10 protein-coding genes are annotated in these 13,717 nt (G+C 50.0%); 9 read left to right on the plus strand and 1 reads right to left on the minus strand.

All coding sequences use genetic code 11. The annotated features are described in order from the left end of the window. Positions 1–1,092 precede the first annotated feature (1,092 nt). The 3 genes from Q0X57_RS04300 (at position 1,093) to Q0X57_RS04310 (ending at position 5,718) form a co-directional block, all read left to right on the plus strand. Positions 1,093–2,088 (plus strand): hypothetical protein, encoded by a 996-nt coding sequence (locus Q0X57_RS04300; protein ID WP_297728154.1) that lies wholly within the window; start codon positions 1,093–1,095, stop codon positions 2,086–2,088. Positions 2,089–2,198: 110 nt separating this feature from the next. Beyond that, entirely contained in the window at positions 2,199–3,695 is a 1,497-nt protein-coding gene (locus Q0X57_RS04305) for a hypothetical protein (RefSeq protein ID WP_297728156.1), read from the plus strand. A gap of 55 nt (positions 3,696–3,750) precedes the next feature. Then, positions 3,751–5,718, plus strand: coding sequence for a hypothetical protein (locus Q0X57_RS04310; protein WP_297728159.1), 1,968 nt, complete (start codon positions 3,751–3,753; stop codon positions 5,716–5,718). A gap of 432 nt (positions 5,719–6,150) precedes the next feature. Here the strand turns inward: Q0X57_RS04310 and Q0X57_RS04315 are convergent, their stop codons facing one another. After that, a complete protein-coding gene (locus Q0X57_RS04315; RefSeq protein WP_297728162.1) occupies positions 6,151–7,089 on the minus strand; it encodes a ribose-phosphate pyrophosphokinase in 939 nt (312 codons plus the stop codon). A gap of 454 nt (positions 7,090–7,543) precedes the next feature. On the opposite strand from Q0X57_RS04315, the gene Q0X57_RS04320 reads away from it, so the two are divergent. The 6 genes from Q0X57_RS04320 (at position 7,544) to Q0X57_RS04345 (ending at position 13,602) form a co-directional block, all read left to right on the plus strand. Further along, positions 7,544–8,053 (plus strand): ArgR family transcriptional regulator, encoded by a 510-nt coding sequence (locus Q0X57_RS04320; protein WP_297728165.1) that lies wholly within the window; start codon positions 7,544–7,546, stop codon positions 8,051–8,053. A 102-nt stretch (positions 8,054–8,155) separates the two neighbouring features. After that, entirely contained in the window at positions 8,156–8,431 is a 276-nt protein-coding gene (locus Q0X57_RS04325; protein ID WP_297728168.1) for a DUF4492 domain-containing protein, read from the plus strand. Positions 8,432–8,448: 17 nt separating this feature from the next. Then, on the plus strand, positions 8,449–10,080 hold the full coding sequence (locus Q0X57_RS04330) for a cytochrome ubiquinol oxidase subunit I (RefSeq protein ID WP_297728171.1): 1,632 nt from the start codon (positions 8,449–8,451) through the stop codon (positions 10,078–10,080). Between the two features lie 28 nt (positions 10,081–10,108). Next, positions 10,109–11,281, plus strand: coding sequence for a cytochrome d ubiquinol oxidase subunit II (locus tag Q0X57_RS04335; protein WP_297728174.1), 1,173 nt, complete (start codon positions 10,109–10,111; stop codon positions 11,279–11,281). A gap of 445 nt (positions 11,282–11,726) precedes the next feature. After that, positions 11,727–12,266: an FHA domain-containing protein gene (locus tag Q0X57_RS04340; protein WP_297728177.1), complete on the plus strand. Its 540-nt coding sequence runs from the start codon at positions 11,727–11,729 to the stop codon at positions 12,264–12,266. Positions 12,267–12,306: 40 nt separating this feature from the next. Next, complete coding sequence (locus Q0X57_RS04345; RefSeq protein WP_297728180.1) at positions 12,307–13,602, plus strand: L-serine ammonia-lyase, iron-sulfur-dependent, subunit alpha; 1,296 nt, start codon at positions 12,307–12,309, stop codon at positions 13,600–13,602. Positions 13,603–13,717: the final 115 nt, after the last annotated feature.

Here is a 13,717-nt window from a genome sequence, read left to right on the forward strand (position 1 = left end):
CACGTATGACTCCAGAGGAAATCTTCGAAATGGAATTATAATGCGTCAGCCCTGCGAGCTGGCTCATACTCCCCATAGATTCCGCAGCTTTCATTACGAGTGAGATTAGCACGCTGATGTGTAGCGAATTGTAGGGGGGGGGCGATGGTCTGTGCGTCCCTTGTGCCAAAGCGAGATGAGCTTTAAAGTCGGAAAGTTTATAATGTGATGTTTAACAGATACTGATGCACGGATCGTCAATTCCTTACAAATCGCTACTCGTGAGATTTGCTGGATCTGGGATCCCATCGGACAACTGAAACTATCATTGAAGGATGCATAGATAGGAGGAAAGGTCGCCGAAAAACTGCAAACACCTAGATTCAAAAAATGTATGTGCTGCTGGGTACTGTGGAGCGATATGCAGACTGCAAGTAAATATACCTCACAGTGGGTATTGTGCTATCAATCAAGGAACTATACCTTTGTGCCGTTATAGGAACAGCTTTTTTTTAGAGCAACCCTTCGATTATTACACATCAACAAATGCTAGCTCATATGAAAGCATATATCTTTTGCATACTTCTCCTCTTAGGAGGATTCATTCTGCCATCTCTAGCGGCTGCGCCGCTGCAGCTTTATGTAGATAATGTCGAAGTCTTAGAGAGCAATGCTACAAATGTCCTAGAGGGGCAAGGAGAGGGTCGAGATGGTTGTGTGAGCTTTGATTACAAGACTCATACTCTAACACTCCGAGGTGCGAAATTGACCAATAGCATCAAAATAACGGGAGAGCGTCCAGACCAGCTTATCACGGTACAACTCGAGGGGGAGAATGAAATAGTCACCAAAAACTGGGCTTTTCAGATCTTTTCTCCTGTACTTATACAAGGCTCTGGAAGCTTGCACATTCGCAGCTCAGGAAGATATGCCCGAGGTTTTTCTATCAGCGGAATGCAAGATGAACTTTACCTTAAAATAAGCAAGACTACGGTGCGGGTCGAAGCTGTAAATGACAGTAATGATGGCGAGGCTCTCTTTTCCCCTGTAAAGAGAGAGGGATATGTTATAATCGAGGATGCTCACTTCTCTAGTATTGGGCTTGTAGCAGGGATGAAGGAACTATACCTACAGGGATGCGATATAGTCAATAAGGATCAAGTATATCTCGGACAGCTCAATGATGATAGGGGTTATACATGTGCCGTCATAGCTACAACTCCCGATGATAAGCTCAACTATGGTCTACTACAGATCGCCCCTGATCAAAGCTATCCCATTGCCATCGGACAGACTCAAGTGACCCGTGATAATGCATCCGATATCCTAGCCTCCATTGGCAGTTCCGGATCTGCTAGTTATGACCCCAAGAGCAATACACTACACCTCAAAAATCTAGTCCTCGACACCAACCTAGAGAATGGGATATTCTCTCGCTTTGCTCCCATCGACAAGACCCTAACCATTGATGTAGAAGGCAATGTAGAACTACACAGTAAGCTCTCGGGGATGCTCCTCTTTGGCAACACTTGTATACAAGGTTTTGGGTCAATCAAAGTATATGCCGATGATGGCAGCCAAGACTATGGAGGCATCCTCATCGCAGATAAAGACACGCTCACAGTACGAGACTGTCATCTATTTGCTAGTGGTCCTTTTGCCCTAGGAGGGGTTCGTCTACAAAGTCGCCTACTGATCGACAATGCGACCCTCGAACTCACCTGCACCAATAAGACAAGAGGCGCAACTCTTGAGGGCTTTGACGCTCTCGTCTTACATCGAGCTTCCTTTATTAATCCTCAGGGGGTTCGCTTTGACGCTAACCTATGTGGGGCGACTACCGATGGAGTGACACTATGCAAAGAGCCTATACAGATAGCTCGAGCGAATTCGGTACAACACACACGCCCCTCTGCACCCAGTATATCAACGTCACTAGGACAGCTGTCGATAGGACAGCCCGCCTCACCGATGACTATCAAGGTGTACACACTATTAGGAGAGCTCATCTATGAGCAACTACTGACAAGACAAGTCACCATTCCTCTACCCTCTGGTGTTTATGTCCTAGAGTTAGGTCTATACCATCAGACGATTCTAATCCCTTAATGTAAGATTAACAACTCTCATCCACTCAATAAATAATCATTATGCCTCGATACGCCTCCGTCGTTTATACGACACTCGTTTTTTTCATCTTAATACTATCTCCTACCATTTTGCCTGCTCAAACAATCACCGTAGACAACGTCCTCATTACGCCAGATAATGCGTCAAACGTACTGGCTGGACTTGGAGCAGGCAAGGATGGGTGCATCTCGTATGACTCTAGGACTCGTACGCTCTCTCTGCGAGACGCCTCCCTAGACTATGGAATAAAGGTTACGAAAGCCCTAGATGAGGTCATCGTCCGAGTCGATGGAGAGTGCTCAGTCAACGCTGATAAATTCGGATTATATACCGAGGGATATGTGACAGTCATAGGCAGTGGAAAACTCAAAGTATCTTGCCCAAAGCCCTCTTCTGGAGCTTTTGCGATGAATAGCCCTGAGGCTATCCTTCGATTCAAGGAGTGCACAGTCGACGTTGTAGGTGTAGATGGAGCTTTTGCTGTTGCTTCATTATCTCGTGGACATGGGTTGCTGGTCTTCGATCATGTAAATTGGACTAGCACTGGTCTTGTTGGGGCAATGAATCGCATCAGTATCAAGCGGGCGGATATCATGCAACCTCAAGGTGGACGAGTAGGCATTAAGACACCAGAGGATGGCCCTTCCTTCTCCGCAATAATTGGGAAAGACGGCAATGCGAATTCGGGACTCTTCCAGCTAAAGCGGAACAACAAGTATCCACTGCGCATCAATGACCTTGATATCACGACACAAAATGCATCCAATATCTTCCCAAACTCTGTAATACCAGGAAGCTATGCGTGCTACAATCCAAACACCAATCTTCTTAAGATATGCAATCTAGAGTACTACAATATGAATGTTCCCAATATTGAGAACTTTCATGACGAGACTGACCCGCCCTTGACGATTGAAGTGAATGGGGTCTGTCAGGCTTGGAGCGTATATGCTAGCATCTACAGTCGAGGTCCCCTAATTATCACTGGTCCTGGGAAACTCTTTGTCGAGACGAAAGATTTAAAGCTGGGAGCATCTGCCATAACTATAGACGATCGGCAGTCCCTAACCATCAAAAAGACAAATGTCTACGCTTCTGGATACTATGCCATAGGAGGACTAAAAGAAAACAGTGCTCACCTAACCATCGAAGACGCTTACGTTGAAATGAACTGTACGCACCCCAATGATGGTGCCTCTCTCATCGGATTCCAATCGATGCAGTTGCATGGGGTATCTATTTTGGAGCCTCAAGGTGTAACCTTTGACCCCTCTGCGTCAGGATTACTATACAATGATGGTCGCCTAGTAAGAGAGAGAGTCGTTATAGGCAATGATCAATGGAATGCTATCTCCCGACCTAGCCAAGAGAAGTTCGTAAGCAATCCTATCATCAAGACAAGTGGTCACACCTTGACTATCGACCTAAGAGATGCGAGGAGCAGAAATAACACCGCTTTTCTATATGACATTCGAGGAACTGAGATTACAAGAGTAGAACCACATACTCGAGTTCACCTAGAGCTTTCTCTAGGTACCTACATCATTATATGCGGAGATTATGCACAGAAAATCATAATCTCCTAAAGTCCCTCCCCCTACTTTCACAACAAGACAAACTATATTTAGACCAAATACTACAATGCGTTATATCAACCTTCATCACATCCTATGTACACTACTCCTCCTGACCAGTAGCACCATCGTGTATGCACAGGGAAAGGTATCTCTAGGTCTCGAGGTAGAGCCAAAAGGCTCAGCGACCATAACCTGCACCGATGAGCAGGGTCACTCTTACGATAGCTGGGATAAAGTTCCCCAAGGGACCCTGCTAACCATCACAACAACCCCTAATACAGGATACAAGATTGACTTTATTTGGCTTGATGGTGTCAAATACAAAGACGACACCCTGACTCCCCTCCTCGATAGTGAAGGGCGAGCCACAATCAAGCATACCGCCACTGGCTATATGCTCTCATATACTGCATATCTAGATAAGGTAGAGACACCTCAGCCGAAAGACTTCACCATAACTATTGCTGAGCCCAATAGCGCGCATGGGCGGATAGCCGTTGTGGACTTCTATACTAAAGAGGAGATTCAAGACAAAGCCAAAGTGCAGCCAGAGACAATCATCGAAGTAACAGCTTTCGAGTACGAAGGATTCGAAATCGCATCTCTACAGATAGGAGAGAAACAGCTCTCTCGTGACGAACTCAACATCTCTGATCATGCTACCGAAGGTATTCAGTACACTGTGCAGAGCGATGTCTCTATAGTTGCTACTTACAAGCCCACTGCCCAAGAATGTGAGGTGACAATTACTGCGCCAGATGAGAGTCACGGGCGGATATCCGTCGTGGACTTCTATACTAAAGAGGAAATTCAAGACAAAGCTAGAGTGCAGCCAGAGACAATCATCGAAGTAACAGCTTTTGAGTACGAGGGGTTCGAAATCGAATCTCTACAGATAGGAGAAAAACAGCTCTCTCGTGACGAACTCAACATCTCTGATCATGCTACCGAAGGTGTTCAGTACACTGTGCAGAGCGACATCTCTATTGCTGCAACCTATAAGGCTAAAGAGCAAAAAGCATCCATATCTTGGATTACTCCCCCAGCGACCGAAGGTACGCTAAAAGTCCTTTCCTCATCAGGGACCGAATTAATTATGCCCAGCACTCTGCCTATTGGAGATCAGATTACCATCGTCGTGACTCCGCAAGATGGCTATATCATTGAGGGAATACGTATCAACACCCTCTTCATCCCAGCCTCTAGCCTTACAGCATCAGCTGAAGGAGGGAAACTCTACCATCATCGTCTTTCAGAAGATGTAGAGATTTCAGCAGCATTTAAGCCCATAACTCCTCCCACATACAAGCTATCCTTCAGCTGGCCTAAGAGTGTAGACACTCTAGTTACAGTCACATGCGGGGATAAAACAATAACTTCTGGAGCACAACTACACGAGGGGGATGAGGTCATATTCTCACTACAGGACAACGACAACTATATCGTTGACCACTGGAAGGTAAATGGCTCAACAAACGCTATGGGAAGTCCAATGCTAAAACTCACAATGCCAAATGAACCCGTCAATGTAGAACTCCTAGTCAAGGAAGTAAAGAAATACAAAGTCTCATTTCAGTTTAATGGAGAAGGTGGTATGGTCACTGCTCTAGCCAATGGACTCGTTGTATCTTCAGGAGCTTCTCTACTAGAGGGCACAGAGATTACTTTTGAGGCACACCCATTTGAAGATGAAGGATACACAATTGAACAATGGACGTATAACGGGAATATAGTAAACGACAAGAACCCCGTCTACAAAGTTACCCTCAATGCGGATATTAACGTGTCTGTGCAATTTGTCAAGGCTGATGCTACCCCGACCATCTCTATCGATAACAAGCTCTCGCCATGCTATCATCCTGTAGGACAGGTGTGGATTATTCCCTTCGGCAAGAGCATTTGGCGGCTACATAATCTTTCTGGAGACTTGATTGCTGCAGGAGAGTGTGACGCAGTAGAGGCTTATGCCCTTCCGAGTGGAATCTATCTACTAACCATCAATAACACCTCCTATAAAGTTATCAAGCCTTAGCTAGGCTTTTTGCGTGATAACATGAGTCTTGTATCAGATTTGCCGACTCATATATCCAGCTTCACATAGAGCTACAAGGGGGAGAAGACTCCCTAATCTATACCCCCCACCAGGAGTGTACAGAGGCACTTAGGTGGGGGGGCTTGTGGCATTGGAGACACTTGTTCCCCAATGGTTGGCGCAAAGGTAAGTGCGATCGTCTAGCGGAGACTTGTCTTGTGGTGGGTGTGCGCTCGCTTTGCTGAGATAAGCCTAGTCCTCCGACTTTGAGCTGTGCGAATGCAATGATCGTTGGGGTGCGGAAAAGCGAAATGCCTAAACGTATTTGAGACTTGTGAAGCCGAGAGACGACCCCGTAGATGGAAAAGTGAAGATACCCTAGCCCGCTCGTCCGTGAGTAGGCTAGGGTATCTTGTTGTAGATAGTGTGCGTCTAGAAGGAGTAGAGCGAGCTAATAGACTCGTGGCTACAGACTCGGCGGATAGACTCGGCAAAGAGCTCGGCGACGCTGATGATGCGTACCTTCTCGCTCTTCTTAGAGTAAGGTATTGAGTCGGTGAAGATCATCTCCGTCAGACCAGACTGGTCGATGCGCTTCGTAGCGGGGTCGCTCATGACGGCATGTGTCGCAAAGGCTCTGACAGACTTCGCACCATGCTCCAGCATCAGGTCAGCAGCCTTGGTCATCGTGCCAGCGGTGTCAACGATATCGTCCACGAGGATTACATCCTTGCCAGCTACGTCACCGATGATCGTCATCTCGGCCACCTCGTTTGCCTTAGCGCGACGCTTGTGGCAGATTACCATAGGTACCCCAAAGTGGCGAGCATAGCTATTCGCACGCTTCGTACCACCCACGTCAGGGGTGGCGATGCAGAGGTTCTCCACGGGTATGTTGTGCTCGATATACTCAGTGAAGACAGTAGAACCGTATAGGTGGTCTACCGGTACGTTGAAGAAGCCTTGTATCTGATCAGCATGCAGATCCATCGTGATCAAGCGTGTGATACCAGCTACGGAGAGGAGGTCTGCGATAAGCTTAGCACCGATAGAGACACGAGGCTTGTCCTTGCGGTCCTGTCTAGCCCATCCGAAGTAGGGTATGACGGCAGTGATGTAGTGAGCCGAGGCACGCTTGGCCGCATCAATCATGAGTAGGAGCTCCATGATGTTGTCGGCATTAGGATAGGTCGACTGTACGAGGAAGATATCCTTGCCACGGATGCTCTCTTCGTAGAATACGGCAAATTCACCATCGGCAAAGTGCTCTGTACGCATCTTGCCCAGGGGGCAGCCTAGTGAGTCACAGATCTTCTCGGCGAGATTCTGAGAGGCTGAACCAGCAAATACTAGGTAGGGTAGTTCGTTCATTGTGTTATCAGTATAGAGACAATCAGTACCACAAAGGTACGACTTTAATAATAAACAGGGGTTACAACGATTCTTTGGTTCTAGGGCAACTCGGATGCTCCGATGATTTTGACTCCTCAGGAGGAAATCGGAAAGCTCCAGGGAGCAAACGAAATTTCCCCACGGAAGGCCGATATAAAAGTTCGGAAGAATGAAATGAAACTTCGGAAGAAGCAAATCAAAGTTCCGAAGAATTTGTTTGCTCCTCGCTGGAGGTTCAAAGATCTCCACGGAGGAATTGGTCAATTTCCTTGATAGTTCGGTTTTTGTCATAGAGGCGTAGCTCCTCACCAATCGCCAGAACGAGATAAAAAAGAGTATATTTGCACCATCGATGGGTGTCGTATGAGCTAGTAGCACACGCCTCTAGGTGACACCTTATATAAGCAAACGAAGAGTCAGCCTATTATAAAGTATGAGTAAGCAAACGAAGAGCCAGCGTCTCAGTATCATCGCCGACCTGCTCAGGACTCACGAAGTGACAGACCAAGCGATGCTCCTCAAGCTCCTGAGAGGTCGCAATATCTCTATCACACAGGGTACGCTCTCGACCTATCTCGCTGAGCTGGGTGCTACCAAAGGGGTGCGCCCTGGCTCCTTCAAGTCGTGCTATCAGCTCCCACTGATGCCTCAGGCTGACGCTGTTACGACCCAACCTACGGGGCTCATATCCCCGACGGTCGGCTTCCACTCGTATGCGCTCTCGGGGCAGATGCTGGTCATCCGCACGGAGCCTGGCTTTGCGCAGTCTATAGCGACCATCCTGGACAGCTCCTCGTCATCGCCCTCGCTCGGTAGTGTGGCGGGCTACGACACTATTATAGTAGCCCTTGCTGAGGAGGCGACCGATGCCGAGGTGATCGACTGGTTGCACCGCATTATTCCCGAGTCTATCCTTGCGATAGGGGGGAGATGGCGGTCGTGATTTGACAAAATCGTTCATTCTCGTGACATATTCCGCCAAAAGACTTCTTATTTAATATAGAAACACTACATTTGTCGCAGATATCAGCTAGTGCCGATGAATATGAATACTGAATCTACAGGTACAAAGGGCAAGACCCACTGGGGGCTTCGCTGGTTTTACGACCTCTATCGTGACGGGCTACGCAGCCAAAGTCGCACGAGCCGCACGCTGTGGATTATCGTAGCCATCAAGCTTCTGATCATGTTTGCCATCTTGCGTCCTATCTTCTTCCCGCGGGTTATCGCCCAGCAGGGAGACAAGGAGGCGCAGATAGAGTATGTGCAGGATCAGCTGACGGCACCAGTCGTCGACACGCTCCATCATAGTAATCACTAACTTAACTATATAGCATAATGAATGTAGACGCTTTACTCCTCTGGTCTAGACTGCAATTTGCGCTGACCGCATGCTATCACTGGCTCTTCGTGCCACTCACGCTCGGACTGGGTGTGATTATGTCGATAGCCGAGACTAAGTACTATAGGACCAATCGCCCCGAGTGGAAGAGATGGGCGATGTTTTGGCAAAAGCTCTTCGGTATCAACTTTGCCATCGGTGTCGCTACGGGACTCATCCTCGAGTTTGAGTTTGGTACCAACTGGTCCAACTACAGCTGGCTCGTGGGTGATATCTTCGGCGCACCGCTCGCCATCGAGGGTATCCTCGCTTTCTTTATGGAGGCGACCTTCATCGCTGTCATGTTCTTCGGCTGGAACAAGGTAAGCCGTGGCTTCCACCTAGCTTCTACCTGGCTAACCGTCATCGGTGCGACCATCTCGGCCGTATGGATCCTAGTCGCCAACGCTTGGATGCAAGACCCTGTCGGTATGTCCTTCAACCCCGCTACCGTACGTAGCGAGATGGCTGACTTCTGGGCCGTGGCATTCTCTAGCTCAGCGGTTAATAAGTTCTGGCATACGACTATCTCCTCCTGGACGCTCGGCTCTATCTTTGCGCTGGGTATCTGCGCCATCTACATCCTTCGTGGCAAGCACAAGGAGTTTGCACTGGCCAATAGTCGTATCATCGCTCCCTTCGGACTAGTTGCTGCACTACTCACCGCCTTCACGGGTGATACCTCAGGCTACAACGTGGCTCAGCGCCAGCCTATGAAGCTCGCTGCTATGGAGGCTCTCTATGATGCTGGCGAAAGCACCCCCGACGGCAAGACTGCTGACGGCAAGGGGCTAGGGCTTAGCGCTATCGGTCTGCTAGACTGCGACAAGCTCACGCCACAGGCTGAGGCAAACCAAGATCCATTCGTCTTCAATATCAAGATGCCCTCTATGCTCTCATGGCTGGGCACACGCTCTACCGATGGCTACGTACCAGGTATCAACAACATCCTAGAGGGTGGTTACTATGACCAGAATGGCAACCAAGCGCTCTCTGCTGATGAGCGTATGCGTCGTGGCAAGATAGCTATTGAGGCGCTCGCTGCTTATGGCGAGGCGCAGAAGGCTGGGGACGCTGCCGAGATGGAGCGTCAGAATGCGATCATACAGGAGAACTTCGACCACTTTGGCTATGGTTACGTCCAGAACAAGGCAGACCTAGTACCGAACGTGCCGCTTATGTACTACGCCTTCCGTATCATGGTCGGTTGTGGCTTCCTCTTTATTCTTGTCCTCCTCCTCATCTGGATACTGCAACGTAAGAAGAGCTGCGAGGAGTACGCTCGCTATCGCTGGCTACATATCATCACGGTCATCTGTATCCCGCTAGCGTGGATCGCCAGCCAGGCTGGATGGGTCGTCGCTGAGATGGGTCGTCAGCCATGGGCTATCCAGGATATGCTCCCGCTGAATGCGGCTGTCTCTAAGCTGGCACCCGAAAACGTGATGACCACGTTCTTCATCTTTGCCGTACTCTTTACGATCCTCCTCATCGCAGAGGTAAGCATCATGGTCAAGGCGATCAAGCATGGCCCTGAGTCTCATCTGAATGATGTAGAGCAGCTCTTTAGCAAGCGTGAGAGTAAGTAATCACTAACCCCATAGACACACTATCATAATGGACTACGCATTTCTACAGCAATACTGGTGGTTCCTAGTCTCACTGCTGGGTGCCCTGCTTGTCTTCCTGCTCTTCGTGCAGGGCGGACAGACCTTCATCTTTGCAGCTCGTCGTGACGAGCCTCTGCAGCGTATGATCGTCAATTCAACGGGTCGTAAATGGGAGTTTACCCTCACGACTCTAGTTACCTTCGGAGGTGCCTTCTTTGCCTCCTTCCCGCTCTTCTACTCAACCAGCTTCGGTGGAGCTTACTGGGTATGGATCTTGATCTGCTTGACCTTTGTCATCCAGGCGGTCTCGTATGAGTATCAGTCTAAGCATGGTAACATATGGGGCAAGAAGACCTTCCAGACCTTCCTCTTCATCAATGGTGTCTTGGCTCCAGTGCTACTAGGCGCTGCGGTCTCGACGCTCTTCACAGGCGGTAACTTCGTCGTGGACAAGAGCGCTATCTACGACCTCTCGTCCTCGATGCAGACCATCTCCGTCTGGCAGCCCGATCCCCTCACGGGGCTACAGCTACACGGGCTGGAGGCTATCTTCAACCCCTGGAATGTGGTACTCGGGGTGACGCTGCTCTTCCTCGCACGCACTACAGCGCTCCTATACTTCATCAACAATATCGAGGATGAGGTCGCCTACGAGCGTGCTCGCAAGAGCTTGCTCCCCAATGCGGCTATCTTCGTCGTCCTCTTCGTCGCTTATGTGGTCTTCCTTATGGTAACCAAGGGATACGATGTAGACCCCAGCACGGGAGCCGTGAGCCTAGTCCAGTACAAGTATCTGCACAACTTCCTCGCTATGCCAGTGATTCTCATTGTCTTCCTCGTGGGTGTGGTACTTGTCCTAGCGGGCGTGATCCTCACACTGGTCAAGAAAGGCTTCCGCAAGGGTATCTGGCTCGAAGGTGTCGGTGTCGTCCTCGCTGTCCTAGGTCTGCTCCTCATCCTCGGGTACAACAACACGGCTTACTACCCCTCGATAGCTGATCTCAATAGCTCGCTGACGCTACAAAACAGTAGCTCCAGTCCTTATACTCTCAAGGCTATGAGCATCGTCTCGCTACTGATCCCGTTTGTCCTCGCCTACATCTTCTACGCTTGGCGGGCGATAGACCGCAAGAAGATCACACGTCACGAGATGGGTCAAGACGAGGAGATCAAGTACTAGTCACTGTGGCTGACCCCGCTAAGTAGGGGTCGCACACAAACCTCACACAGGGGGCGACACTGAGACAAAGGAGTCTAGGTGCCGCCCCCTCTCTTTGTGCAAATCTTACGTTGTAGTACAGCGAGACGTGTAGCCCTTTGTAGGGACGCACGATCTGTGCGTCCGTCCCCATTAAAGCCTTGACACTGTTCTTATTGATACAACGGACGCACGACCGTGCGTCCCTACATATCGTTACTCGTGAGACTTCTGAATGTTCCATTTTGGACTAACTGTCAGTGCATGAGGATGAAACTTTAGTTCCACCTAGGAGAAACTAAAGTTTCATACGGGAGAAACTCCAGTTTCATGGGGGAGAAACTGCGGGTGGCTCCGAGCGAAGCGAGCTTAGCTGGTATATTTGTGGTAAATTTGTGGGCAAGAACGAACTTTCGCACACATTTCCGTGAACTATATCCTCTGTCCTCACTGTACGACTAAGATCTCCGAAGAGACGATTCTAGCTAATGCCGACTGCCGTGGCAAGGTCGCTATGCTCTGCCCAACATGCTCCGAGAGTCTACGCTTTCGCCTTAGGGGCGCCACGCTAGAGCATCTCAAGGTGCGCTACGCAGACTTCGCGCCTGAGGGGGAGCCCGTGCGGGCTTACTTACAGTTGATTGCCAATGACTTTGCCTACGCTGCCCTGCTCCCGCTCTACGAGGGGTGCAATACGATAGGCAGCTACAACGGGCGTGGCACCTCGGTGACTATCCCCATACATAGTAGCGATCCGAGCTTGGGACGTAACCATTGCCAGATCACGATAGAGCCCGATGGCCAGGCGATCATACAGGATTTGGACAGTATGACGGGGACTTTTGTGGCGGGGGTTGAGTACCTGCCGGATACCTTTTGCGAGCTACATTCGGGCGATGTGATTACGCTCGGAGCGACCTCCCTGATCTATGTGACACGGACTGACTACGAAGAGACAAATCCATAATCCCTCCAAACTATTCCTTCTTATGAAGACGACAAACACACTGATTCCCGCTCTACGTCAAGAGATTATCTCGCTCATACACCAAGAGGTGGTCCCCGCTACAGGCTGTACAGAGCCTGTTGCCGTATCGCTTTGCACTGCTTACGCTAGTGCTACGCTGGGCGACTTTACGCCAAAGAGCGTCTCGGTATTGCTAAGCCCCAACGTACTCAAGAATGCCCTCGGGGTGGGTATACCCGGGACGGGTATGATCGGATTGCCGATAGCTATAGCGCTAGGCATTGTCATCGCACAGCCTGACAAAGGGCTCACACTCCTAGACAGCTTTACGCCTGAGCAACTGGCTGAGGCTAAGCAGTTGGTCGAGGCTAAGGTCATCACCATCGGCACGAAGCCTGAGCCTGTAGACAAGCTCTACGCTGAGGTGACGATACAGACGACTGACGGGGAGACGGCTACCGCTATCATCAGTGGCAAGCATGACCATCTGACTTACCTTGCCAAGGGAACCCAAGTGCTAGAGGACCATCCGATAGGACAGCAGGAGGACGTGGAGGACGAGGAGGAGCTGACGCTCAACTTTTCGCTCGTCTATGACTTCGCTACGACTGCTCCGCTGGAGGAGATAGAGTTTATCCTAGCTGATGCGGAGGTCAATGCAGAGGCTAGTCGCCTCTCGATGAAGTCTAACTACGGTCACGCTGTGGGGCGTATGGTGCAGAGTGACTTAGGTCGGAAGTATCTAGGGAACTCAGCCTTGACGCAGATCATCTCGGCGACGAGTGCCGCCTGCGATGCTCGCATGGACGGGGCGCCGGTGACAGTGATGAGCAATTCGGGCAGTGGTAACCAGGGGATAACGGCGACGATGCCTGTGCTGACCTTTGCCAAGGAGCAGCAGAAGAGTCACGAGGAGACTGTCCGCGCTCTGATGCTGAGCAATCTGATGGTGATCTATATCAAGCAGAAGCTGGGCCGCCTCTCGGCTCTGTGCGGTTGTGTCGTCGCCTCGACGGGCGCTGCTTGTGGATTGACCTATCTACTCGGAGGTAATAAGCAGCAGGTGAGCTATGCAGTGAAGAATATGGTGGGCAACATCACGGGGCTCCTCTGCGATGGGGCTAAGCCGAGCTGTAGCCTGAAGGTGTCAAGCGGAGTGAGCACGGCGATGTTCTCCGCTTTGCTAGCAATGGAGCAGAAGGTGGTCACGGGTAGCGAGGGCATCGTGGATGATGATGTGGATCAGACGATAGACAACCTGACCAGCATAGGCCGTGTGGGTATGAATGAGACGGATCGTCTCGTGCTCAACATCATGACCTCCAAGAACCACTAAGAGGCTTTCGCCTGACAAACGAAAAAGGCTGTAGCACCGCTCTCGGTACTACAGCCTTTACGTTGTATGACGGGCATGTCATACATCTGTGGTGAAAGTCCACGCGGGGCGTAGT

The sequence above is a fragment of the uncultured Porphyromonas sp. genome (assembly GCF_947254915.1).
Lineage (GTDB): Bacteria > Bacteroidota > Bacteroidia > Bacteroidales > Porphyromonadaceae > Porphyromonas.